Consider the following 22,578-nt stretch of genomic DNA (forward strand, 5'->3'; position numbering starts at 1 on the left):
CAATGGCAGCCCGCCTGCGGTGAAAGGCGGGCATGGAGCCAGGCCGACAGGAAGCGGGAACACGCGAAAAGCTGCTGGCAGCGGCGGAACGGATTGTCGTCGAACGCGGGCTGACGGGCCTTTCGGTGCGCCGCGTGGGCGAGGCGGCGGGGATGAACCCTACGCTGGTCACCTATCACTTCAAGGGCGTGGGCGGCCTGCTGGATGAATTGTGCCGCTGCAATCTCGATCCAGTTCTGGCGGATTGGCAGGCGGTGCGCGCGGGCGATCCGCTGGATACGGTGCTGGAGGCATGGCTGCGCCCGATGCAGCGGCCCGCCGCCTTCACCCCTGATGGCCGCGCGCTGGTGGTGCTGGACGAGATTGCCGCGCACGGCACGGGCGCTTTGCGGCAGCAGGTGCTGGCCGCGATGGAGCAGTTCATCCGCAATCTGCGCGAGGCATTGGCCCCGCATTGCCCGCATCTGTCGCCGGAGGAATTGCGCGCGCGGCTGCGTTTCATTTCAGGCGCTGTGCTGGGGCCCCCGCCGCGCAGCCACGGTGCGCCCGTGCTGGACGACGGACGCGCTTTGGATGATCTCGTCTTCCTCCTCCGCTTCGCCCGCGCCGCTCTTGCCAATTAGGCAAAACCCGATTTATACACTCGTATGAATCAGGGAGAGGGCAAGACGTGACGACAGCACCGGGTTTGACCGCCGCCGCTTTTGCGGATGGCCTGGCGGAAATGCGCGGCATTGTCGGCAGCGAATGGGTTTTCGATCAGCCGGCCGACCTCAATACCTACCGCGATTTCTATTCGGTCCTGTGGGGCGAGCCCGAGGAAAAGCTGGCCAGCGCGGCGATCGCGCCTGCCAATCTGGAGGAGGTGCAGTCGGTCGTGCGCGCAGCGAATGCGCGGCGCATCCCGCTTTACCCCATCTCCACCGGGCGCAATCTGGGCTATGGCGGCGCGGCCCCGGTGCTGTCGGGCAGCGTGGTGCTCGATCTCAAGCGCATGAACCGCGTGCTTGATGTGAACGAAAGCGATTGTTCGTGCCTTGTCGAGCCGGGAGTGTCCTATTTCGACATGTACCGCCATCTGCGCGAGACGGGATCGAAGCTGTGGCTGGACGTGCCCGATCCGGGCTGGGGCAGCATGGTGGGCAATGCGCTGGACAGCGGCGGGGGCTATACTGCCGCACCCTATCGTGGCCATTTCGAGGCGCAATGCGGGATCGAGGCGGTGCTGGCATCGGGCGAAGTGCTGCGCACCGGCATGGGCGCGCTGCCGGGGGCCGAGACGTGGCAGCAATACCGGATGGGCATCGGCCCCTGCCTTGACGGGCTGTTCCGGCAGAGTTCGCTGGGCGTGGTCACCAAGATGGGGTTCTGGCTCTTCCCGCAGCCCGAAGCCTATCTGTCCGCCAGCGTCGATGTGATGCGGTTCGAGGATCTGGACGAGCTGGTCACTCTGCTGAACGAGCTGGAATATGGCAATATCTTCAACGGGATGCCCGGCGTGTCCTCGCCCGTCCTGTCGCAGCAGAACCCGATTGCCATGGCGATGATCCCGGAACCGGAAGAAATGAACCGCATGGTGGAACAGAGCGGGCTTCCCGCCTGGCGCGCCAGCTTCAGTTTCTACGGCCCGGAAAAGGTGATCCGCGCGCAGTGGGAATATGTGCAATCGCGCTTTGCGCATTTCCCCGGCGTGCGATTCAACGAGGCGAGCTTTACCCGCTTGCCGCTTTCCGCCGATGATATGGAGCGGATCCAGAAACCGCGCTTCGGCATCCCCGCTCTCGACATTTTCAGCGTGGGAAGCCGCGGATATGGCAATTTCAACCCCAGCGATGGGCACATCTGGTTCTCCGCCGTGATCCCGCGCAGCGGGCGCGGCATTGTGGAGGCGAACCGGGTGATGCGGCGCGAATGCGCGCGGCTGGGGCTGGACCTGTTCATGTTCGCCCCCGCCGTCACCTGCTGGACGCGCAGTTTCGTGCTGTTTGCCGCCGTGCCGGTGTACAAGGACCCGGCCCGCAACCGCCATCTCCGCGAGGCGGTGACCGAGATCATCGGCATCTGTGCGCAGCACGGCTGGGGCGAATACCGCTGTCCGCCCGCCTTCATGGACAGCGTGATGGATGCCTACAGCTTCAACGGCCATATCCTGCGCCGCGTGAACGAGGCGATCAAGGATGCGCTGGACCCCAATGGGATCCTGTCGGCGGGCCGTTACGGCGTGTGGCCCGCGCATTTGCGGGAAGGGAGAGGGGCATGAAAGCGTTTCTGATTGCTGCTGCGCTGGCACCGGCGCTGGCGCTGGGATCGGCTGCGGCGCAGCAAAGCGTCCGCACGGGGCCAACCGCGCCTGAGCTTGCACCAGGACGCCAGGTCTACGCGCAATGGTGCGCGCCGTGTCATGCTGCGGGCCCGCGTCTTGCCGGCACGATGAGCTTGCAGGCGAAGTATCAGGGCGAAGTGCCCGCCGCGCTGGAGGATCGTACCGATCTGAGCGCACCGGTAATCGCCCATTTCGTGCGCAACGGGGTGGCGTGGATGCCGCCTTTCCGCCGCACCGAGATTTCGGATGCGGATCTCGCCGCGCTCAGCGCCTATCTCACCGCGCCGCTGGAACGGCGCGGTGCCCATGCGCCGTTGCTGGCGGATGAAATGGCGGTATTGCCGCAAGGAGGCCGCCCGTGATTTCCCGCCGCGATGTGATGAAGGGCGGGGCGATTGGCTCTGTCCTGCTGGCAGTGCCGCAGATGGTCTCTGCCGCCGAGACGCCGGCTCTCGATGCCTTGCTGCTTGACACGCGTGTCGTACCCACGGTTCCGTCGGGACATGAAGGCGTGCCCCTGCTGCGCTTTGCCGGGGATGTCACGCGCGTGTGGTATGACCATCTCGACCGCCGCTGGCGGCAACCCGGCCATGTGCTGGGCGGGATCACGGGTAGCGATGCGCTGTTCGTGCTGGAAGTGCTGGCCGCGCAGGCGGGCCGCCGCGTGGTGCACCGTCAGACCCTTACCCCCGCTGATGGCAACGGTGTGGCAACGATCAGCTGGGTGATCGCGCCGCACCATCCCAGCGTAATGGTGTGAGGGCACAGCGATGCCAGTTCTTCCTCCCGATCTGGACGAAGCGGGATTTGTCGCATTTCTCGACGAACTGCGTGCGGCTGTCGGCGCGGACTGGGTCTGGTCGTCGCAGGATGATCTGTTCCCCTATCGGGATAGCTTCAGCCCGGTGTGGAATACGGGCGAGGAACGCCACGCCAGCGCCGCCGTGGCTCCTGCCGATGTGGCGCAGGTGCAGGCGGTGGTGCGCGCCGCGCGCCGCCACCGCGTGCCGCTGCACCCGATCAGCACGGGGAAGAACTTCGGTTATGGCGGCCCGTCGCCCAATGTCCACGGCTCGGCCGTGCTTGACCTGAAACGCCTCAACCGCGTGATCGAGGTGAACGAGGCGCGGCATTACGCACTGGTCGAACCGGGCGTTTCCTATTTCGACCTGTACCGTCATATCGAGGAACGCGGCCTGAAGGTGATGATCGATTGCCCCGATCCGGGCTGGGGATCGCCGCTGGGCAATGCGCTGGACCGGGGCGTGGGCTATACCATGCCGTTCTTCCGCGATCACATTGGGGCAGCCTGCGGCATGGAAGTGGTGCTGCCTGATGGCGAAGTGATGCGCACCGGCATGGGCGCGCTGCCGGGTTCGCCAAGCTGGCAGGAATACCGCCACGGCTTCGGCCCCGACCCCGCCGGCCTGTTTGCGCAGGGCAATTTCGGTGTGGTGACGAAGATGGGCCTGCGCCTGATGCCGCTGCCCGATCATTACCGCACCGGTCTGATCACGGTGCCCAGGCGGCGCGATTTGATCCCGCTGGTGGAGCAGGTGAATTACCTGTCGGACAGCGGCTTCATCGGGGAGGTTCGTTTTGCCAGCCCGCTTGCCGCGCTGATGGGCAATGCCGATTTTGCCGCGCTTGCCACCCGCATGGGCGGGCCAAGCGACGCGGAAATGGATGCTGCCGCCTCTGCCGCAGGCCTGCACAGCTGGGCGATCGACCTGCAATTCTATGGCTCGGAAGCGACCACACTGGCGAACTGGAACTATGCCAAGGAGCGTATCCTTGCTGCCATTCCCGGCGCGGTGGCGATGGCCGGCGATCACTTCCCGCTGCCCGCCACGCCGCAGCAGCTCGACAATGTGACGCAGCCCTACAATTCCGCGATCCGGCGCAAGGGCGCGCTGGGCGTGCCGAGCCTTGGTATATGGGAAATCGTCCGGGATAACGGCCATGTCGGCTTTTTCCCCGTGCTGCCGCGATCGGGGGAGGCGATTTTCGAGGCGCAGCGCGTGCTGGGCGATGCCAGCCGCGAATTTCCGCTGCCGCCGTTCTTCAGCGCGATCACCGCACCGCTCTATTGGCAGAGCTTCTCCTTCCAGATGGTCTTTGCCCCGACAGTGCGGCACAACGATCCGGCGCATAATGCGATGGTGCACCGGGCGATGAAGAAGATGGTAGCGGTGGCCGCCGAACACGGCTGGGGCGATTACCGCGCCTCTCCCATCTATCAGGATGATGTGGCTGACACCTACAGCTTCAACGGGCACGCACTGCGCCGCTTTTGCGAGACGCTGAAGGACGCGGTGGACCCCGACGGCATCATTGCTCCCGGCCGGGGCGGGATCTGGCCGCGCCGGTTCCGTCCGGTAAGGAATGGCCAATGAAGGCGGTTGCTTGTCTGGCGGTGGCACTGAGTGCCGCTGTGTCGCTTTCGGTCGCGGCGCAGCAGGCCGAGCGTCCGCGTATCAATCCGGCCGATCTGCCCGGCCGTCAGGTCTTTGCGGCGCAATGCGCGCCCTGCCACGGGGCTGGACGAGGCGATGACGGATCGCACAGCCTGCCGGGGACAGAGGCACTGGCGCGCAAATATGCCGGCGCTCTGCCGGGCGAGCTGGAACGGCGCAGCGATCTGCCCGCGCCGCTGCTGCGCCTGTTTGTGCGGCGCGGGGCCGGCGCGATGCCCGCCTTCCGCCCTTCTGAACTGACCGATGCCGAGATCGTGGCGATTGCCGATTATCTGGCGGCTACGGCGCAACGCAGCCGCTAGGGCATTTGCTGCCTTGCCCGGCTGCGCCACTGCGCGGGCGCTATCCCGCAATGGCGCGTGAAGAAGCGCGAAAAATAGGCCGGGTCGGCAAAGCCCACGCTATCGCCCACTTGCGCCACGCTGAGTGCCGAAAAGGCAAGCAGGCGCTGCGCCTCCAGAACGGCGCGCCGGTCACGAATGCTGCTGGGCGTCTGTCCCGCAGCGGCACAGGCTTCGCGCAAGCTGGTCTCGCTCACACCCAATGCGCGCGCATAGGTGCTGACCGGTTCGCGCAGCCGGTAGCGGCTTTCGACAAGCTGCCGAAACCGCGCGACCAGTTCGCGGCGCCGCGGATCGCCTTCGGGCGGGGTAACGGCCTGTTGCAGCCGCCGTGCTGCCCGCACCAGCACGCCCAGCAATCCGGCATGGATCGCGGCACTTTGTCCAAGCCCAACCCATGACAATTCCTGCGCAATTCCCGCAATCGCCTCGTCTATTGCCGCAGCATCTGTCCTGTCCAGCGCAATGCAGCGCGGCCGGGCAAACAGGTCTGCCAATTCGCCATAGGCGGCAAGGACCTGCCGCAACTGGACATCGGCAAGCGTCAGCACATGGCCACGCGATTCCCGTTGCCACGAAAAGCCATGCACGCAATGCGCGGGCACGGCCAGCAGCACAGGGGCTTCGAAAGGGATTACTTCCGCATCGAAGCGGATGGTGCCGCCGCCTTCGGCAATCAGCAGCAAATGGTTGAGATCGCTGTGCTTGTGCGGCGCGATCTGCCAGTTTCCGGGGCGCGACCTTGTGGCAAGGTCCTCGACATGAATGAAATGCGGGTCTGCCTCGCGGTTGGGTTCGCCATACAGGAAGAAATGCGGCAGGGGCGCGGGGTTCATGGCGCGCCTTGTTTCACACCTGCGTTGAATTGTCCAAGTCTTGTGGCGACATTGCCATGTGATTGCGCCGCCACGCGGCCTAACTCTCTCCGCCAGAATGGGAGAGACACGGCATATGAAAACCCAGGTTTGCATCATTGGCGGAGGCCCGGCGGGCCTGTTGCTGGGCCACTTGCTCCACGCCGAGGGCGTGGAATGCGTGGTGCTGGAACAGCGCACCCCCGATTATGTGCTCAGCCGCATCCGCGCGGGCGTGCTGGAAAATATCACCGTCAGCCTGATGGAACGGCTGGGGCTGGATGCAAGGCTCAAGGCCGAGGGGATGCCGCATGATGGCTTCAACCTTGCCGATGGCGAGCGGCTGATCCGCATCGACATGGCCGATCTGGTGGGCGATCATGTCTGGGTTTACGGCCAGACCGAAATCACCAAGGACCTGATGGATGCCGCGCCCGAACGGGGGCTTCAGGTGATTTACGAGGCGGAAGGCGTTGCGCTGCACGATGTCGCGGGTGACGCGCCCTATGTCACCTATCGCCTGCCGGGGGACGAGGATGACCGCCGCGTCGATTGCCGCTTCATTGCCGGGTGCGACGGGTTCCACGGCCCCAGCCGCAAGGCGATCCCCGCCAGTGCCGGCACGCCTTACGAACTGGTCTATCCCTTTGGCTGGCTGGGCATTCTGGCCGATGTGCCGCCGTGCAATCACGAGCTGATCTACGCCAATCACGAGCGCGGTTTTGCGCTGGCTTCCATGCGCAGCGCCACGCGCAGCCGCTATTACATCGACGTGCCGCTGACCGACCGGGTGGAGGAATGGAGCGACGACCGCCTGTGGGACGAGCTGGCGATCCGCCTTGGCCCGGAAGCCGCCGCCAATATCACGCGGGGGCCCGCGATTGAAAAGTCGATCGCGCCGCTGCGCTCCTTCGTCTTTGCGCCCATGCGCTATGGCAGCCTGATCCTGTGCGGCGATGCAGCGCATATCGTGCCGCCTACGGGGGCCAAGGGGCTGAACCTTGCCGCATCGGATGTGCACTACGCGTCCGAAGCACTCATCCGCTTTTTCAAGGCGGCGGATAACGATGCGGTGGCCACATATTCCGACAAGGCGCTGGCCCGCGTGTGGAAATCCGAACGTTTCAGCTGGTCGCTGACCAAGCTGATGCACCGTTTCCCCGAAGGCGGCGCGTTCGAACGCGCCATGCAGGTGGCGGAGCTCGATTACATCGCCAACAGCCGCGCGGCGCAAACCACGATTGCGGAGAATTACGTGGGCTTGCCGGTCTGACCGGGCTCCCTAACGCGGGCGCATCCCGTAAGGCAGTTCGCTGGTAAAGGCTTCCAGCCGCGTGATGCGCCCGTTCTCTATCCGGCTGACCTCCACCACCTGATAGGTGAGCGGGTAGCCGGTGCCATCGGTGGCAGGAATGTCCTCGAAAAAGCGCAAGGCGACAAGGCCGCGTGCCTCGTCCACCGCCAGCACTTCGCGGTCGCGCACGGCTTCGATGCGTTGCAGGGGCGGAGAACCAAAGGATGCGGCGCATCCGCCCACGCCTTGGCCGTTGACCAGCCATTGGCAATCGCTTGCGAAAATGTCGGGTGCGGTGGCAGCGCGTGATCCCAGCGCTTGCATGAAGCTTTCGGCGGCTGCCACCATGCGGGTGCGCGCCGTGCGGCGGTTTTCCGGCAGTGCGGCAAATTGCGGGGCGGCGATCGGTTCCGCAAAAGGCGGGCCGTAATTGCTGCGCCGGATCAGCGCGTCCACGCTGCCCACCGATTGGCCATCCGCCGCCACGGTGAAGGCAGCCCAGGCGGGCTGGCCGTGTTCCTCGATGCGGCCGATCCACACCGCCTTGCCCGTTTGCGCGTCAGCAATCACCAGCGGGCTTTGGTCCACCGCGGTGATCCCGCGCCAGATGCTTTCACCCACGCGGATGCCGACCGAGTTTTCGGAGTATCCCACGCGGCTACCCCAATAGACCTCCTCCCAGCGGTTGCCCGGCATGGCGCTTGCCACCGATGTTGCCAGATTGGCGAGGCATTCGGTGTTGCAGTCGAGCGGATCGACCGGGAAACGCGGCATGGGCGCGGCGTCGCCCCAGAAGGGGTTGTGCATGAAATAGGGGACATAGGTGAACACCGCCTCCACCCGCTGGATCTCGGCATTGCGGATGCGGAAGGCTTCGATGAGCGTGATCGAATTGGGCCATTTGAGCGCGGTCATCATCTCGCGCCCATTGGTCAGCAGATAGCGATCCCACTCGTTCGCATGGTCGAAAAAGCCGCTGCCCACCACCACGCCGCGATGCTCGTCCACCAGCGGCAGGGTGCGCCGCACGCGCTTGTTGATCTTGTAGAGGCCGAGTTCAAACTGCTCGCGGCAGCCGCTGGCGATATTGGCCGCGCTCTGCTGCTGGCCGGGCACGGGCGCGGTGGTGGTAATGCCGTTTTCCAGCCGGCTGCAATCCTCGCTGAACGGCGCGAAAACCTGCCCGTCATTCAACTCCACCGTATCGAAATAGGCGTCCGCAATCGCCAGCATCCGTTCACGCGGACGGCGTTCCTCTTCAGGCAGCACTTCGTAGAACTCCGCGAAATGCGCCATGTTCTGCCAGTCGCCAAAGGGGGCGGGCAGGGCGGTGCGGCGGTGAACCACGCTTTCCATCTCGTGAATCTGCCCTTCGCCCACCCGGATGCGCACTGCGTAGAAGGCGGCGTGGCCGTTTTCGCGCACCGATCCGAACCACGCGGCATGGCCGGTCGTCTCGTCCGCCACCGCAAGACCGTCATCATCCACATCGACCACGGTGCGCCACAAGCCGGCACCCACGGGCAGAACGACATTGTTTTCGGTGAACACGGCATCGGGCGCAAGCGGCAGCGCAGCGGGATCGCGCGCCTCCAGCGCGGCCATGTGGGCGCGCACATGGCCGATCAGGCAATCATAAAGGCACGAACGATCGGGCACCGCGCTCGCCTCGCCCGGCGCCTGCGCCAGCGCGGGGCAGGATAGCGCCGTGGCCAGCAGCAGGGCGGCGGCGGTGGTCAGCTTCTTCATCGTCTCTCTCCCATTCCCCGCTTTCAGGGGTGCGCCGATGCATCGGCGTAATCCTCGTTCGCCCGCGCGATCAGGAAGGCGTGAATGGCGTTTGCATCTGCCTCGCTCAATTGCCCGGCAAAGCCGATCATCCCCCGGTCCGCCAATGTCCCGCGCAGCACGATATCGGCAAAGGCGGCGCGCGTTTCCGCCGTCATCCAGCGCAAATCCTTCATGCCGCCCACAGCATTGGGGCCGTGGCAGCGCGCGCAGTTTTCGCCATAAAGCTCCCGCCCGCGCGCAACCATATCCTCGGTCGCGGTCAGGAAGGGCGGGCGCGGCACGCTGCTGGGCGGCGGGGGCGGGGGCAGAGTGACGCCGCTCGCGCCCAGACGGAACACCAGCAGCTTGGCCGTGGAAGTCTGGAACGGCCCCAGATTATACACCGGCGATCCGCCCCAGCCGGCATTGATGGCGATATATTGCACCCCGTCGACCAGATAGGTGATCGCGCCTGCCACCGGGGCCTGATCGATATCCATTTCCCACAATTTGCGGCCCGTATCGGCGGCATAGATCGCCAGCGTCTTGTCGATCGTGCCTTGCACAACAAGGTTGCCTGCGGTTGCCAGCACGCCGCCGCTGCCCGGCACGCGGTAAGGGACGCGCCACGCCTCGCTCTGCGTCACCGGGTTCCAGGCGAGGAGATAGCCTTTCTCCTCGGCCCGCGCCTGCTCCATCAGCCGGGCGCGAAGTTCGGGCTGGTTGCGGCGCTGCTGGCCTGAATTGCTGCGGTGGTGAACGTAGGTAAACTCGCCATCTTCCGCGCGGGCATAGACATCGCCCTGTTCCTGCGCGCTGAAATAGACAAGGCCTGTCAGCGGGCTGTAGGCCATCGGGTGCCAGGTGTGCGCGGCGAGCCAGCTTGGGCTCATCAGATGCGGTGTGGTGGTATTGTGCGCGCCCGGCATCAGCACCGGGCGGCCTGTCGCCCTATCGATATGGCTGGCCCAGGTATTGACCGAGACATAGTTCTGCGCGCTCAGCAATTCGCCAGTCGCGCGGTCGATCACATAGAAGAAGCCGTTTTTGGGCGCCTGCATGATGACCTGCCGCGTGCGCCCGCCGATTTCGAGGTCGGCGGTGATCATGGGCTGGGTGCAGGTGTAATCCCAGTCCTCCTCCGGCACCATCTGGTAGTGCCAGACATATTCGCCGCTTGTCGCATTCACCGCCACGATTGAACACAGGAACAGATTGTCGCCTTGGCCATCGCTGCGGAAATGCCACATATGCGGCGTGCCATTGCCCGTGCCGATATAGACGAGGTTGAGCTGCGGGTCGTAAGCAAAGGCATCCCACGCGGTGCCGCCGCCGCCATAGCGCCACCATTCCCCGTGCCATGTCGGCAGGGCGATCTGCATTGCGCTGTCGCTTGCCTCGCCATCGGGGCCATTGGCCGGATTGCCGGGCACGGTGTAGAACTTCCACAGCCGCTCGCCCGTTGCCGCATCATAGGCGGCGACAAAGCCGCGCACACCGTAATCCGCGCCGCCATTGCCGATCACAACCTTGCCGTCGTAAACGCGCGGCGCGCCGGTGATCGAATAGGCTTCGGCCCGGTCGAAAGTCTGCACGGTCCAGACCTCTTGCCCGGTGGCGGCATCCACCGCAATCAACCGGCCGTCGAGCGCCGCAATGTAGATCTTCCCCTCCCACGCGGCGATGCCCCGGCTGGACGGGCCGCAGCAGGCCAGCCGCGCCCATTCCGCGCCCACCTGCGGATCGTAGGTCCAGAGCCGTTCACCCGTTGCCGCGTTATAGGCGGTGACGATGTTGTAGATGCTCTCATTATACAGCACGCCGTCGACCACCAGCGGGGTTGCCTGCACGCCGCGCATCGTCGCCAGATCGTCGAACCATGCGAGGCCCAGTTGCCCCACATTCCCATCATTGATCTGGGCAAGCGGGCTGAAGCGATCCTCGCCCCAATTGCGCCCGTGGCTCATCCAGTTGGCGATATTGGCGGGGGCGTCGGGCGTAAGCATCCGCGCGGTGGAAACGGCGGCGGGGCCGGATGCTGCGATGGGTGTGATCGGAAGCGCGGGATCAGGGCCGGGTGCGGCACAGGACGCGAGCAGCAGAGCTGCCCATCCACTTGCCCAAATACCCTTTGCCTGCACCGTCCCCTCCATCACATTCCCGAACGCATCGCTAGCGTGAAAGCGGCGCGCATCACAAGGCGCAGTTTGTCGCAAGGTTTGGCGCTATTCGCCCGCATCCTCCTGCGGCGCATCCACCCGCGCGATGATCCGGCCCAGCAGATCGTGCATCATGGCGCGTTCGGCGGGATCAAGGTCGGCCAGCACATGGTCGCGCAAGTTGTCATAGACCGCGAATATCTCCTCCAGCGCCGCTTCGCCTTCCGGGGTGATCGACAGCAGGTTGACGCGCCGGTCGGCCGGATCAGGCGCGCGTTTGACCAGCCCTTCACGGCTGAGAACGTCGATCATCCGCGTGACCGTCGCCCCTTCCAGCCGCAACCGCCGCGCCACATCGCTTTGCGATTTGGGATCGGGCATATTCAGGATCGCGGCCAGCGTTTCCATGCGCGAGGCGCTTTGCCCGATGCGGCGCAAGCGTTCATCCAATTGCCCGCGCACGGCGCGCACTGTCAGAATCAGCCGCACCATCAGCGCGATGTCGGGCGTGGTCCCGCCGGCGCGGTAGGTGGCAAAGCCGCTCGTCGTCCGCTCCTCGCCGCTCATTCGCATCCGCCTTCATTGCGCGCGCCGTTCAGCGCCAGAATTGCCTTGTCGAGCAGGCGGGTGAGTTGCGCCATGCCGTCCGTTCCCAGCGCGTCGCGCAAGGGCGCTTCAATCCCGGTCACCGTGGCGAACATGGTTTCCACCTGCGCGTGACCTGCGGCGGTAAGTTCCAGCAGGTTGCGCCGCCGATCGGCCGTATCCCGAACCCGTCTGATGAAGCCGCGCGCTTCCAACTCGTCGATCAGGCCGACAAGGCCGGGCCGGGTGATGCCAGCCAGTGCGGCCAGATCGGCCTGCGATCCGCGCGGATTGGCTGCCACCAGTGCCATTACGGTAAGCGATCCTGTCGGCAGGCCGAAAGGTTCCGATACGGCGAGCGAAGCGGCATTGAGAGCATTGCGCAACAGCCGTACGCGCGGGCCGACCGATCCGTCCAATATGCCCCAATCCAAAATCCATACTCCCGGCGCGCAGGCCCGACGGGGGCGCTGCAAGGCTCAGCTATGGCGCGGCGGGCAGTGCCCTGCAAGGGGTGGGGAGCGCCTGCGATCCGCGCAGGTCACCCGCCCATGTTCAGGGCCAGCACCCCCACGGCACCTGCCAGCCCGATCAGTGCCAACATGATGCGCACCGGATCAGCCTGCCGGTGTTGCCCCCGCCCGTGCAGCGTCCGCCCGGCCGGTGCGACCGGCGCATCATCGTGTGCGGAGTTTCTCTCGCTCATCGCCTGTCCCTCGTCCCCTTTCCGCCAGACTGCCACACAGTCTCTCAGTGTCAAGTTGAGGACATAAAAGGCGAAAGATGTCTGCGGGCGTACCGGCCAAAGGCGGGTCTTTTGCAAACGATTTGCAATACCTATCTTTGGCGGGAAGCCGATCAGGCAAGCATGAAAGGGTCAACCCCATGATCGATATTCGCCGTTTCGAAACGCTGGGCAAGGCCGATCACGGCTGGCTCAAGGCCAATTTCCATTTCTCCTTCGCGGACTATTTCGATCAGCGCCGGATGCACTGGGGCGGATTGCGTGTCTGGAACGATGATATCATCGCGCCGAAAACCGGCTTTCCCCCGCATCCGCACGCGGACATGGAAATCATCACCTATGTCCGCAAGGGCGCGATCAGCCACCGCGACAGCCTGGGCAATCAGGGCCGCACCGTGGCGGGCGATGTGCAGGTGATGAGCGCGGGCACGGGCATCACCCATGCCGAATACAATCTGGAGGATGAGGAGCTGCATTCCTTCCAGCTGTGGATACTGGCCGATCGCAAGGGCATCCCGCCGCGCTGGGGCGAAAAGCAGTTCCCGCAAGAAGCGCGCGACGGCCGCTTTGCCGTGCTGGCCAGCGGACGGGACGAGGCGGAGGACGAAGGCGCGCTGCGCATCAATGCCGATGCGCGCGTGCTAGGCGCAACGGTCAAGGCGGGCGAGCAGGTCACCTACGACCTTGGCGGGCGCAAGGGCTATCTTGTTCCGGCCACGGGCAAGGTGGAAATCGAAGGCCAGACGGTGAACGCCCGCGACGGCGCGGCGCTGGCGGATATCGCCACGCTGACGGTGAAGGCGCTGGAAGACGCCGAACTGGTGCTGGTGGATACGAAGTAAGGCGACGGCCCCTTCCGATATCGGGAGGGGCCGCACCCCTATTCGTGGCGCAGCGCCTCGATCGGGTCGAGCTGGCTGGCGCGGCGGGCGGGGAAATAGCCGAACACGATGCCGATCAGCGCCGAAATCACGAAGCTGATGATGTTGATCGCGGGGTCGAACACGAAGGTGAAGCCAAAGGCGCTCGACAGGCTGTAGGACAGCACGAAACCCAAGGCGATCCCCACCAGCCCGCCAAAACAGCACAGCACCACCGCCTCTGTCAGGAATTGCAGCCGCACCTCGCGCGCCAGCGCACCGATGGCAAGGCGGATGCCGATTTCGCGCGTCCGCTCGGTCACGCTGACCAGCATGATGTTCATGATGCCAACCCCGCCCACCACAAGGCTGATGGCGGCAATCGCGGCGACCATGATTGTCAGCGTGCCCACCGTGCTCGACACGGTTTCGTTGATCTGCGCGGTGTCCACGATGTCGAAATCGTTGGCCTGCCCTTCGAGCAGCACGCGCCGTTCGCGCATCAGGTCAACCAGCGCGCGGGTCATCGTGCCGCTGTCATATGCGCTGTCGTAACTCACCGCCATGTAACCGATATTGTCATTGCCGGTGAAACGGCGTTGCACATTGGTCAGCGGCATGAAGATCGAATTGTCATCGTTTCCGTTGCCGCCCACCGATCCACGGCTGGCGAACAGGCCGATGACCTGACAGCTGACATTGTTGAGCCGCATCCGTTCGCCCAGCGGGCTTTCACCGGGCAGGAACAGCTCCTTGTATACTGTCGGGCCGATGATGCAGACATTGGACCCTGCGGCCATTTCCGCATCGGTAAAGCGGCGCCCTTCCTCGATGGCGATGCCGCGCGCGTCGAAGAAGTCGTTGTTCACGCCTTCGACCTTGCTGTCCCAGTCCTGCCCGTTGAAAATGGCGACGACATTGCTTTCCACCTGCCCGGCGACCGATCGCACCCCGGCAATCTGCTCGCGCACCGCATCCACATCGCGTTCGTCAAAGGGGCGGAACTGGCCGCGTTCGCCCTGAATGGGGAAGACGAAGAACACGTTGGAGCCAAGCGAGCTGATCTGCTCCTCGATATCGGCCGTCACGCCGCGCCCCAGCGTGACCATGGTGATGACCGCCGCCACGCCGATGATGATGCCCAGCGTGGTGAGGAAGCTGCGCATGATGTGGCGGCGGATCTCGCGGAAAGCGAGCAGGAGCGTGGTGCCAAACATCAGTCGGCACCTCCGCCTGCACCCGCCCACGCCAGCGCGCCGCTTTCAATCCGTTCCACCAGCCCGTCCTTGAAATGCACGATCGTCTTGGCAAAGGCGGCCATGTCCGGCTCGTGCGTGACCATCAGGATCGTGATCCCTTGCGCGTTGAGTTCGGCCAGAAACTTCATGATTTCCACTGACCGTTCGGAATCGAGATTACCTGTCGGCTCGTCTGCCAGCAGCACTTCGGGATCGGTCACCAGCGCGCGGGCAATCGCCACGCGCTGTTGCTGGCCGCCCGACAATTCGGCCGGGGTGTGATCGGCCCAGGGGCCAAGGCCCACCCGGTCGAGCGCACGCATCGCGGCCGCGCGGCGTTCCGCCTTGCCCATGCCGCGATAGATCAGCGGCAGTTCCACATTCTCCACCGCCGTGGTGCGCGCCAGCAAATTGAAGCCCTGAAACACGAAGCCCAGATAGCGGCGGCGCAGCAGGCTGCGCTGGTCGCGGTTCAGCGCCTGCACTTCGGTGCCCAGAAAACGGAACACACCCGATGTGGGCACATCGAGGCAGCCGAGGATATTCATCGTGGTGGACTTGCCCGAACCCGATGGCCCCATCACCGCCACGAAATCACCGCGGTCGATGGACAGATCCACGCCCTTCAGCGCCTGAAAGGCCGCCTCGCCCGTGCCGAAGGTCTTGGTGATGCCCTTCAGCTCGATGATGGGTTGTTCGCTCACCGCGCCATGCCTCAATTCTTGGTGGAGCGGATGGCGGTGACAACCTTCATACCCGGCCGCAGTTCATCCGATGTGACGGCGGTATAGCGGCCATCGGAAAGACCGGTGGTGACGGTGATCGGCCGCAAGCTGCCGTCTGCTTCAAGCACGTGCACAAGGCGGCGGCTGCCGGCGTTGATATTGGCGCGCGCTTCTTCACGCTCCAGCCCGAACTGCTCGCCATCGGGGCCAATCTGCACGCCGCCAGCCTCGTCCTCCTCGGGCGGCTGGAAACGCAGTGCGCCGTTGGGGACGACAAGTTGCGGTGCGGTGCTGTCGGTGGCGATCGTGGCTGTGGCGGTCATGCCGGGGCGAAGCAGGCCATCGGCATTGGCGACGGTGAGCCGTGCCTCATACTCCACCACGGCGTTGGTCTGCTGTCCCTGCGTGGCCGCGGTGGCGATATTGCCCGATGCCAGATCGATGCGTTCCACTTGCGCGGGGAACTGGCGGCCGGGATAGGCATCCACGGTGAAGGTGGCGCCTTGTCCGGCCTGCACCTGGCCCACATCCGCCTCATCCACTTTTACGCGCAATTGCATGACCGACAGATCTTCGGCCAGCACGAACAGCGTGGGCGTGTTGAAGCTGGCGGCCACGGTCTGCCCCGGTTCGACCTGCCGGGCGAGCACCACGCCCGAAACGGGGGAGCGGATCACCGCCCGATCGCGGTTGGTGAGCGCCGTGGAAAGCGAGGCCTGCGCGGCCGCCACATTGGCCTGCGCCGCGGCGACATTTGCGCGGCCGCGCAGAACCGCGCCTTCGGCCGCTTCCAGTTCCTGCAAGGACGGCACGCGCCCGCCCGACACGCGGTACACTTCGCGCAGGCGATCAAGCTGCGCCACATCGACATTCAGCGTGGCGCGGGCCTGCTCGACCTGCGCGCGCGCCGCGTTCACATTGGCGCGGCCCTGCATGATCTGGTCATTGATCACATCGGTGTTGATGCGCGCCAGAACCTGTCCGCGCACCACCACATCGTTCACATCGACCAGCACCTCGTCAATCCGGCCCGACACTTCGGAACCGACCTCCACCTGGTTGGTGGGGCGCAGATTGCCCGTGGCGGTGACCACCAGATCAAGGCTGCGGGTGACGACATCTTCGCTGATGTAATCCGGGCCCTTGTCCTCCTGCCCGAAAATCGCCCAGCCGATCAACGCCAGCACCAGCACCAGCGCGGGAATCCACACGATCCGGCGCTTCCAGAAAGGCGTTTTGCCCGTGCCGAGGAAATCCTCGATATTCTGCCCGGAAGTCGGGCCGGAGGGTGTAACGGTCTGGCTCATCACGGCGTCCTGTTATTTTTGCGCGGGCAGAGAGGTGAAAGTCGAGCTGCGCGGATCCCATCCGCCGCCCAGCGCCTGCGTCAGACGGACAAAGGCGGAGGCGCGGTCGGCCTCGGCAGCGATCTGCTGGTTGCGGGCGGAAAGCAGCTGGTTTTCTGCGGTCAGCAGGTTGCGAAAATCGGTCAGGCCCGCTTCGTACTGGCTGCGCGCCAGAATGGCGGAATTGCTGGCGGCATCCACCGCTTCGGCATTTATCGCCACACGCTCGGCAGCGCTGCGCTGATCGACCGCGGCGCTTTCCACTTCCTCCAGCGCCTGCAGGATCGCCTGTTCCCACGCGGCGAGCGATCCGCGCGCGGCGGCGCGGGCGCTGTCGACCTGTGCCGATGTGCGCCCGCCGTCAAAGATCAGCTGGCTGACGCTGGCAACTACGCCGGATGTGACGACATCGAACAGATTGCCGATACCCAGCGCATTGGTGCCGATATTGCCGGACAAGCGCAGCAGCGGGAAGAGTTGCGCGCGCGCCACGCCGATGCGGGCGGTGGCGGCGGCAAGGCGGGCCTCGGCCCCCCGCACATCGGGGCGGCGGCGCAGCACTTCTGCGGGCGCTTCCCATCCGGTCAGCGCGGCAGGCTGGGGCACCGGGGCCGGGTTGGCGGGATCAAGCTGCGCCAACACGCGGCCCGGCGCCTCGCCCACCAGCGTGGAAAGGGCATTGGCGGTTGCGGCAAGGCTGCTTTCCAGCGCGGGGATCGTCGCGGCGGTGGAGGCGCGCTGGGCGCGGGCCTGCTCCACATCGAGGGCAGACACCAGCCCCGCCTGGTTGCGCCAGCGGGCGATCTGGAGATTGTCCTCCTGAAAGGCGAGGGTGGAGCGGGCAATCGCCAGTTGCTGCGCCAGCGCGCGGGCATTGATCGTCGTCAGCGCCACCTGCCCGGCGATCAGCCGTTGCAGATCCGCCAGCGAATAGCCTGCAGCCAGCAGTTCCGCCTCGGCCGCGCCGATATTGCCGCTGATCTGGCCGAACAGATCGGCTTCCCAGCTGGCATCCAGCCCAAGGCCAAAGGCGAACTGGTCGGGCGCGTTGTCGCCCAGATCACGGCTGCTGCGTCCGCTGGCGGACAGCACTGGCAAGAGCGCCGACCGCGCCTGCACCAGAGAGGCGCGCGACTGGTCAAGCCGCGCGGCGGCCTGCGCCAGATCGCGGTTGCCGGCGATGGCCTGTTCCACCAGATCAGTGATCAGCGGGTCGTTCAGCAGCACCCAATAGGCGGTGAGGTCGGTTGTGGCAGCGGCAGGTTCAGTCTGCGACCATTCATCCGGAATGGCGAGCGAGGATTGCGGCGGCACAGCCTGCGGGGTGGCACATCCCGCCAGCAGCAGCGCCAGCGCGGCCAGCGGCAGAACACCCCGCCACCCATGACCGCCTGCCCTATTGTTGAAATCCCCAATCACCCGCAATGACCCCCAATGCCTTGCGCCCGGCCCTTGCCCTGCAACTCGGCTTGCCGCAAACGCTCTTTTCCCGGCCCGATGGCCCATTCCATTCAATACTGAACTGTATGAACCTGCGCTTTCAACCTCTGTCCGGCCTGCAAGGGGCACAAGCTGCGCTTTGCGCGCGCCTTGCCCTTTTCTTGGCCCTTCTGTTCCTTTCAGTTCCCGTGCAGGCCCATCCCGCACCGTTCAGCTATCTCGATCTCGATCTGCATCAGGACCGGATCGAAGGCCGCTTGACCGTGCACACGATTGATCTGGCGCATGAATTGCGAACCGACGAACCGTCCCTATTGCTCGACGAAACTGTGTTGTCGAGGCAATACAGCCAAATTGGATCAATTCTCGCAGGCCGCCTGTCGATCGGTGCGGGAGACCTTCCGCCGTTGCAATGGACCGGCATTGCCAGTGTGGCGGGGGATGATGCGGTGCGGCTGCAATTCGTGATTCCGGCCGCGCCGCCGCCCGCGCTGGAGGTGGCGGCCGATCTGTTCCCCTACGATCCGCAGCACCAGACCTTTGTGAATGTGCGCGAGGATGGGCAGTTGGCGCAGCAATGGATACTCGCACCTGGCGATGGCCCGCGCACCCATTTTGCCGGCACGACGGCGGGTGTGCTGGCCGTGATGGGCACGTTCATTCCCGCCGGGGTGCATCACATCCTGATCGGGCCGGATCATATCCTGTTCGTGATTGGCCTGATTCTGCTGGGGGGAGGCTGGCGGCGGCTGGCGCTGATTGTTACCGCCTTTACCCTTGGCCATTCGGTCACGCTGTCGCTGGCGGCCTTGGGCAAGGTGGTGGTGCCCGCCAGCATTGTCGAGCCGCTGATCGCGCTGTCGATCGTGGTGGTGGGCGCTGACAATCTGCTGCGCGGGCAGGAGCCGGACACGACGCGCGACCTGCGCCCGCTGTTCGCGGGCCTGTTCGGCCTGATCCACGGCTTCGGCTTTGCTTATGTCCTTGCCGATTTCGGTCTGCCGCAGGGGCAGCTGGCCTGGTCGCTGTTCGGCTTCAATCTGGGGGTGGAGATCGGGCAGCTTGCCATTGTGCTGGTGGCCGTGCTGATCCTTGCCGCCATTCGCCGCCGCAGCGAAGCCGCCGCGCGACGGCTTGCGACAATTGGCTCGCTTGCGGTGGTGGCGGCGGGTGCCTATTGGTTCATCGAGAGAGTCTTCATGTCGGGAGGGGCATAATGAAACGGATAGCGGTGCTTGGCGCCATCGTAGTGAGCGGCCTTGCCGCCGTGGGCGTCACGGCGCAGGGATTGCCCGGCATTACCGAGATCGAGCACGTCAACGGACGGGTCTACAAGATCTTCGGCGCGGGCGGTAACACGGTTGTGTTCGTGCGCGAAAACGATGTGGTGCTGGTCGATACCAAGCTGCCCAACAGCGGGGAGGCGATCCTGGCCGAAGTGCGCCGGGTAACCGACAAGCCCATCGGCATGATCATCAATACCCATTCGCATCCCGATCACATCGGTTCGAACAACCAGATGAAGGAACTGGCGGGCGGCAATGTCACTGTGGTGGCGCAGGCCAATACCGCGCGCCGGATGATGGCGGGCGGCGGCCCCTTCGGCCCATCCAATGTCGACACGGTTTTCACCAATTCGCTCACCCTTGGTGAAGGTGCCGACCAGATCGTGCTGCATTATTTCGGCGCAGGCCATACCGATGGCGATGCCTTTGTCGTGTTCCCCGCCGCGCGCACGATGATGGCGGGCGATATCTATGCCTGGCATATGAGCCCGCTGATCGATCCGGGTTCGGGTGGGTCGATGCTGGCGCTGCCCACCACGCTGACCCGCGCGCTCTATTCGGTGAAGGGCGTCGATCACGTGATCCAGGGGCATGGCGGCGTATCCACCTGGGCCGAATTCCGCAGCTTCGTGCAGTTCAACCGCGCGCTGGTGGCGCAGGCTGAAGCCACCGCACAGGCCGGGGGCACGCCTGAAGATGCGCTCGCCGCGCTGCAACGCGCGCCCAACTTTGCCATCTTCCTCGATCACCAGATCAAGCCGGGCCTGGAATATGGCGGCACGCCGTGGAGCCGCGCGCTGATCAATCTGCGCGTTGCTTTCCAGGAACTGCGCGGCGAGGAACCGCAGCTGATCATGGGCATCCAGGATCCCAACCAGCACCAGCATTGATGGGTGCGCGGCGGTATCGTTCATGATTCACGACGACCGCGCCGCCCTTCGTGCCGCCTGCCAGCCCGGCGTGGGCCTGTGCACCATTGCAGGGATCGAAGGCAGCTTTTCGCGCCGGATGGGTGCGCAGCTGGCCGTGGCTCCGGATGGGTCGATAACCGGCAGTCTGGCCGACGGATGCCTTGAGCGGCAGCTTGCTGCCGAAGTGCTGGCAGGCGGGGAACGGCGCGTGATGCGCTTTGGCGCGGGATCGTCGCTGATCGATTTCCGTCTGCCCTGCGGCGGCGGGCTCGACATACTGATCGACCCCGCGCCCGATCATGCCGCTTGCAGCGCGGCGGCGGCTGCACTCGACCGGCGGGAAGCGGTGAGCCTTGTCTTGCCATGCGGGCCCTTGAAGGAGCGGCATTTCATCCCCGCCCTGCGGCTGCTGCTGTTTGGCGAAGGGCCAGAGCTGGACGCGCTGGCCATGCTGGCGCGGGCGGCGGGGCTGGAGGTGGAAACTTTCAACAAGGACAGCGGAGCAAATGGCCTGTCGCTGGGCCGCGCCCCTGTAGGCGTGGCGGTGGACCAATGGTGCGCGGTGATTCTGCTGTTCCACGATCACGAATGGGAACAGGCGATCCTCGAATGGGCGCTGGCAACCCCGGCCTTCTTTATCGGTGCGCAAGGCGGCGGGCCCGCGCGGGCGGAACGGCGCGAACGTCTGCTGCGCGCAGGGGTGGCCGAAGACCAACTGGCGCGCATCGCCAGTCCCATCGGCATTGTCCGGCACAGCCGCGAGCCGGTGGCGCTGGCGCTGTCGATCCTCGCGTCGGTCGTGGGCGAATATGAGGCGCTGCATCCCCATGCCTTGCTGCCCGCCCGCTGACGCCGCGCCGCTGGTGGCGGTGCTGGCAGCGGGTGCGGCAAGCCGCTTTGGCGGGGGTAAGCTCGATACGGTTCTGGCAGGCAGGCCGGTGGGGCAATGGGTGCTGGACGCGGTGGAGGCGTCGGGGCTTCCTGCGGGCGTGATCGTGGTGGGGCAGACTGTTCCGCAGTTTGCCGCGCAATCCGGCTGGCCGCTGGTGGTGAACCCACGCGCAGCCGAAGGGCTTGGCACATCTCTGGCATTGGCTGCGGGACGCGCCTTGGCGCAGGGGCGGGCGCTGCTGGTGCTGCTGGCCGATATGCCGCTGGTGGAGGCGGGCTATATCGCCCAGCTTGCCGGGGCAAAGACCGGCGCGGCGACGCTCTACCCCACAGGCAAGCGCGGCGTTCCGGCTTTCCTTCCGCTTGCCCTGCTGCCGCAGATTGCGGCTTTGAGCGGAGATCAAGGGGCGGGCGCGCTGCTGGCCGGACAGGAGGACTTCGCCCGGCTGGAGCCGCCTGCCGCGATGTTGCTGGATATTGACCGTGCGGAAGATCTGGCCCGCGCGGCGGCGATTATCTCTGCGCGCGGCTGAAAACCGGTTCTCCGCCACGCTCCACACCGATATGGCAGATCAGGCCATTGCGCAGCGTGTAGGTGACGTGGACGCGCACATCGATCCATTCGCCTTGGTTGAGGGGGCCGACCACGAAATCGGGCGCATCGGTGATGGCGGTGAAGCGGCTGGTGCAATCGACCGCGAGGCGTTCATCCGTGGCGTCGAGGGTGTGGATCGTCAGAGTCTCGCGCACCGACTGGAACATGGTTGAGTAGAAATCCACGATCCCTTGTGCGCCTTCGATCCGGCCGACCGAACTGAGTTCCAGCACCACATCATCGGTGTAGAAGCGGCGGAACCGCTCCGCATCGCCGGCGGAAAAGGCGGCGGCATAGGCATGGTAGGCCGCGATCTGGCCCGGATGTCCGCCGAGGCGCGGCGCCTTGGTCACGCCCTGTTCGGGCGGCCACGCCATGGTGGTGAGCTTGGCAATCTTTCCTTCGCCATTCAGGTCATATCGGGCCAGGAACTTAACCGTTATGGTTTCTCCCGGCAGCATCGGCCCAAACGGGAAATCGGGGCGCGGGGCATGGCAGTGAAAATCCATGTCGATATCGGCAAAGACCACATCGCCTTCCTGCACATGGCGCTGCACGCGCGGACATTCGCGCACGCCGTCATGCGCCCAGGCGAGGAATTCCTTCATCCCCTGCTTGCCCGTGCGCACGCCCGATGCCGAATGCATTGCGCAATCCTCGGCAAAGAACTGCTCCACCAGTGCATCATCATCGCCGGTCAGGAAGCAGTCGAGATAGGCGAGGTAGTCGAAGGTCATG

Annotated in this window: 23 protein-coding genes; 12 read left to right on the plus strand and 11 right to left on the minus strand. The window is 65.2% G+C overall.

Features of this window, described 5'->3' with window-relative positions:
• Positions 1 to 32: 32 nt before the first annotated feature.
• Genes WFP44_RS09915 through WFP44_RS09940 form a run of 6 tightly spaced genes read left to right on the plus strand, consistent with a single transcriptional unit; the run spans position 33 to position 5,102 of the window.
• Positions 33 to 623, plus strand: coding sequence for a TetR/AcrR family transcriptional regulator (locus WFP44_RS09915; RefSeq protein ID WP_336926403.1), 591 nt, complete (start codon positions 33 to 35; stop codon positions 621 to 623).
• 47 nt (positions 624 to 670) lie between these two features.
• Positions 671 to 2,260: an FAD-binding oxidoreductase gene (locus WFP44_RS09920; RefSeq protein ID WP_336926404.1), complete on the plus strand. Its 1,590-nt coding sequence runs from the start codon at positions 671 to 673 to the stop codon at positions 2,258 to 2,260.
• Positions 2,257 to 2,685 (plus strand): c-type cytochrome, encoded by a 429-nt coding sequence (locus WFP44_RS09925; RefSeq protein WP_336926405.1) that lies wholly within the window; start codon positions 2,257 to 2,259, stop codon positions 2,683 to 2,685. Before WFP44_RS09920 ends, WFP44_RS09925 begins: the two co-directional genes overlap by 4 nt.
• Complete coding sequence (locus WFP44_RS09930) at positions 2,682 to 3,083, plus strand: hypothetical protein (protein ID WP_336926406.1); 402 nt, start codon at positions 2,682 to 2,684, stop codon at positions 3,081 to 3,083. Before WFP44_RS09925 ends, WFP44_RS09930 begins: the two co-directional genes overlap by 4 nt.
• Positions 3,084 to 3,093: 10 nt before the next feature.
• Positions 3,094 to 4,719, plus strand: a complete 1,626-nt coding sequence (locus WFP44_RS09935) for an FAD-binding oxidoreductase (protein ID WP_336926407.1) — start codon at positions 3,094 to 3,096, stop codon at positions 4,717 to 4,719.
• A complete protein-coding gene (locus tag WFP44_RS09940) occupies positions 4,716 to 5,102 on the plus strand; it encodes a c-type cytochrome (RefSeq protein WP_336926408.1) in 387 nt (128 codons plus the stop codon). Before WFP44_RS09935 ends, WFP44_RS09940 begins: the two co-directional genes overlap by 4 nt.
• Here WFP44_RS09940 and WFP44_RS09945 read toward each other — a convergent pair.
• The gene (locus tag WFP44_RS09945; RefSeq protein ID WP_336926409.1) at positions 5,099 to 5,977 is read right to left on the minus strand and encodes a helix-turn-helix domain-containing protein; all 879 of its coding nucleotides are present in this window, start codon (positions 5,975 to 5,977) and stop codon (positions 5,099 to 5,101) included. The genes WFP44_RS09940 and WFP44_RS09945 overlap by 4 nt on opposite strands.
• 115 nt (positions 5,978 to 6,092) lie before the next feature.
• Here WFP44_RS09945 and pobA point away from each other — a divergent pair, with 115 nt between their 5' ends.
• Positions 6,093 to 7,268, plus strand: coding sequence for a 4-hydroxybenzoate 3-monooxygenase (gene pobA, locus WFP44_RS09950; RefSeq protein ID WP_336926410.1), 1,176 nt, complete (start codon positions 6,093 to 6,095; stop codon positions 7,266 to 7,268).
• 9 nt (positions 7,269 to 7,277) lie between these two features.
• On the opposite strand, the gene WFP44_RS09955 is transcribed toward pobA, so the two are convergent.
• The 5 genes from WFP44_RS09955 to WFP44_RS09975 all read right to left on the minus strand — a co-directional run bounded on the left by WFP44_RS09955 (position 7,278) and on the right by WFP44_RS09975 (position 12,509).
• A complete protein-coding gene (locus WFP44_RS09955) occupies positions 7,278 to 9,038 on the minus strand; it encodes a DUF8021 domain-containing protein (RefSeq protein ID WP_336926411.1) in 1,761 nt (586 codons plus the stop codon).
• 23 nt (positions 9,039 to 9,061) lie between these two features.
• Entirely contained in the window at positions 9,062 to 11,065 is a 2,004-nt protein-coding gene (locus tag WFP44_RS09960; RefSeq protein ID WP_336926412.1) for a PQQ-dependent dehydrogenase, methanol/ethanol family, read from the minus strand.
• Positions 11,066 to 11,284: 219 nt separating this feature from the next.
• The gene (locus WFP44_RS09965) at positions 11,285 to 11,785 is read right to left on the minus strand and encodes a MarR family winged helix-turn-helix transcriptional regulator (RefSeq protein WP_336926413.1); all 501 of its coding nucleotides are present in this window, start codon (positions 11,783 to 11,785) and stop codon (positions 11,285 to 11,287) included.
• Positions 11,782 to 12,189: a MarR family winged helix-turn-helix transcriptional regulator gene (locus tag WFP44_RS09970; RefSeq protein ID WP_336926414.1), complete on the minus strand. Its 408-nt coding sequence runs from the start codon at positions 12,187 to 12,189 to the stop codon at positions 11,782 to 11,784. The genes WFP44_RS09965 and WFP44_RS09970 overlap by 4 nt, the downstream gene beginning before the upstream one ends.
• Before the next feature lie 155 nt (positions 12,190 to 12,344).
• Positions 12,345 to 12,509: a hypothetical protein gene (locus WFP44_RS09975; protein WP_336926415.1), complete on the minus strand. Its 165-nt coding sequence runs from the start codon at positions 12,507 to 12,509 to the stop codon at positions 12,345 to 12,347.
• Between the two features lie 179 nt (positions 12,510 to 12,688).
• Between WFP44_RS09975 and WFP44_RS09980 the strand changes: the two genes are divergently transcribed.
• Positions 12,689 to 13,390, plus strand: a complete 702-nt coding sequence (locus WFP44_RS09980) for a pirin family protein (protein WP_336926416.1) — start codon at positions 12,689 to 12,691, stop codon at positions 13,388 to 13,390.
• Between the two features lie 38 nt (positions 13,391 to 13,428).
• Here WFP44_RS09980 and WFP44_RS09985 read toward each other — a convergent pair whose 3' ends face one another.
• The 4 genes from WFP44_RS09985 to WFP44_RS10000 are packed head-to-tail and all read right to left on the minus strand — an operon-like array spanning position 13,429 to position 18,136.
• Positions 13,429 to 14,625, minus strand: a complete 1,197-nt coding sequence (locus tag WFP44_RS09985) for an ABC transporter permease (RefSeq protein WP_336926417.1) — start codon at positions 14,623 to 14,625, stop codon at positions 13,429 to 13,431.
• Positions 14,625 to 15,350 carry an ABC transporter ATP-binding protein gene (locus WFP44_RS09990; protein ID WP_336926418.1) on the minus strand — a complete coding sequence of 242 codons (726 nt, stop codon included), beginning with the start codon at positions 15,348 to 15,350 and terminating at the stop codon, positions 14,625 to 14,627. Before WFP44_RS09990 ends, WFP44_RS09985 begins: the two co-directional genes overlap by 1 nt.
• 11 nt (positions 15,351 to 15,361) lie before the next feature.
• Entirely contained in the window at positions 15,362 to 16,678 is a 1,317-nt protein-coding gene (locus tag WFP44_RS09995; protein WP_336926419.1) for an efflux RND transporter periplasmic adaptor subunit, read from the minus strand.
• Positions 16,679 to 16,690: 12 nt separating this feature from the next.
• Positions 16,691 to 18,136 (minus strand): efflux transporter outer membrane subunit, encoded by a 1,446-nt coding sequence (locus WFP44_RS10000; protein WP_336926550.1) that lies wholly within the window; start codon positions 18,134 to 18,136, stop codon positions 16,691 to 16,693.
• Between the two features lie 182 nt (positions 18,137 to 18,318).
• Between WFP44_RS10000 and WFP44_RS10005 the strand changes: the two genes are divergently transcribed.
• From WFP44_RS10005 to WFP44_RS10020, 4 genes are read left to right on the plus strand one after another with little or no spacing between them, the layout of a single operon-like run.
• Positions 18,319 to 19,374, plus strand: a complete 1,056-nt coding sequence (locus WFP44_RS10005; RefSeq protein ID WP_336926420.1) for a HupE/UreJ family protein — start codon at positions 18,319 to 18,321, stop codon at positions 19,372 to 19,374.
• The gene (locus tag WFP44_RS10010) at positions 19,374 to 20,333 is read left to right on the plus strand and encodes an MBL fold metallo-hydrolase (RefSeq protein ID WP_336926421.1); all 960 of its coding nucleotides are present in this window, start codon (positions 19,374 to 19,376) and stop codon (positions 20,331 to 20,333) included. The genes WFP44_RS10005 and WFP44_RS10010 overlap by 1 nt, the downstream gene beginning before the upstream one ends.
• A gap of 22 nt (positions 20,334 to 20,355) precedes the next feature.
• Positions 20,356 to 21,204, plus strand: coding sequence for an XdhC family protein (locus tag WFP44_RS10015; protein ID WP_336926422.1), 849 nt, complete (start codon positions 20,356 to 20,358; stop codon positions 21,202 to 21,204).
• A complete protein-coding gene (locus WFP44_RS10020; protein WP_336926423.1) occupies positions 21,164 to 21,778 on the plus strand; it encodes a nucleotidyltransferase family protein in 615 nt (204 codons plus the stop codon). The genes WFP44_RS10015 and WFP44_RS10020 overlap by 41 nt, the downstream gene beginning before the upstream one ends.
• Here WFP44_RS10020 and WFP44_RS10025 read toward each other — a convergent pair.
• Entirely contained in the window at positions 21,759 to 22,577 is an 819-nt protein-coding gene (locus WFP44_RS10025) for a nuclear transport factor 2 family protein (RefSeq protein WP_336926424.1), read from the minus strand. The genes WFP44_RS10020 and WFP44_RS10025 overlap by 20 nt on opposite strands.
• Position 22,578 lies beyond the last annotated feature (1 nt).

The organism is Alteraurantiacibacter palmitatis, assembly GCF_037154115.1.
Classification (GTDB): domain Bacteria; phylum Pseudomonadota; class Alphaproteobacteria; order Sphingomonadales; family Sphingomonadaceae; genus Alteraurantiacibacter; species Alteraurantiacibacter palmitatis.

Bases quoted from the DNA above. Each gene is read 5' to 3' on its own strand.
- WFP44_RS09980 (WP_336926416.1), top strand. From the start codon at position 12,689: ATGATCGATATTCGCCGTTTCGAAACGCTGGGCAAGGCCGATCACGGC.
- WFP44_RS09940 (WP_336926408.1), top strand. From the start codon at position 4,716: ATGAAGGCGGTTGCTTGTCTGGCGGTGGCACTGAGTGCCGCTGTGTCG.
- WFP44_RS09965 (WP_336926413.1), bottom strand. From the start codon at position 11,785: ATGAGCGGCGAGGAGCGGACGACGAGCGGCTTTGCCACCTACCGCGCC.
- WFP44_RS10020 (WP_336926423.1), top strand. From the start codon at position 21,164: ATGAGGCGCTGCATCCCCATGCCTTGCTGCCCGCCCGCTGACGCCGCG.
- WFP44_RS09975 (WP_336926415.1), bottom strand. From the start codon at position 12,509: ATGAGCGAGAGAAACTCCGCACACGATGATGCGCCGGTCGCACCGGCC.
- pobA (WP_336926410.1), top strand. From the start codon at position 6,093: ATGAAAACCCAGGTTTGCATCATTGGCGGAGGCCCGGCGGGCCTGTTG.
- WFP44_RS09995 (WP_336926419.1), bottom strand. From the start codon at position 16,678: ATGAGCCAGACCGTTACACCCTCCGGCCCGACTTCCGGGCAGAATATC.
- WFP44_RS09915 (WP_336926403.1), top strand. From the start codon at position 33: ATGGAGCCAGGCCGACAGGAAGCGGGAACACGCGAAAAGCTGCTGGCA.
- WFP44_RS09925 (WP_336926405.1), top strand. From the start codon at position 2,257: ATGAAAGCGTTTCTGATTGCTGCTGCGCTGGCACCGGCGCTGGCGCTG.
- WFP44_RS09945 (WP_336926409.1), bottom strand. From the start codon at position 5,977: ATGAACCCCGCGCCCCTGCCGCATTTCTTCCTGTATGGCGAACCCAAC.
- WFP44_RS09955 (WP_336926411.1), bottom strand. From the start codon at position 9,038: ATGAAGAAGCTGACCACCGCCGCCGCCCTGCTGCTGGCCACGGCGCTA.
- WFP44_RS09935 (WP_336926407.1), top strand. From the start codon at position 3,094: ATGCCAGTTCTTCCTCCCGATCTGGACGAAGCGGGATTTGTCGCATTT.
- WFP44_RS09985 (WP_336926417.1), bottom strand. From the start codon at position 14,625: ATGTTTGGCACCACGCTCCTGCTCGCTTTCCGCGAGATCCGCCGCCAC.
- WFP44_RS10025 (WP_336926424.1), bottom strand. From the start codon at position 22,577: ATGACCTTCGACTACCTCGCCTATCTCGACTGCTTCCTGACCGGCGAT.
- WFP44_RS10010 (WP_336926421.1), top strand. From the start codon at position 19,374: ATGAAACGGATAGCGGTGCTTGGCGCCATCGTAGTGAGCGGCCTTGCC.
- WFP44_RS10015 (WP_336926422.1), top strand. From the start codon at position 20,356: ATGATTCACGACGACCGCGCCGCCCTTCGTGCCGCCTGCCAGCCCGGC.
- WFP44_RS09960 (WP_336926412.1), bottom strand. From the start codon at position 11,065: ATGCTTACGCCCGACGCCCCCGCCAATATCGCCAACTGGATGAGCCAC.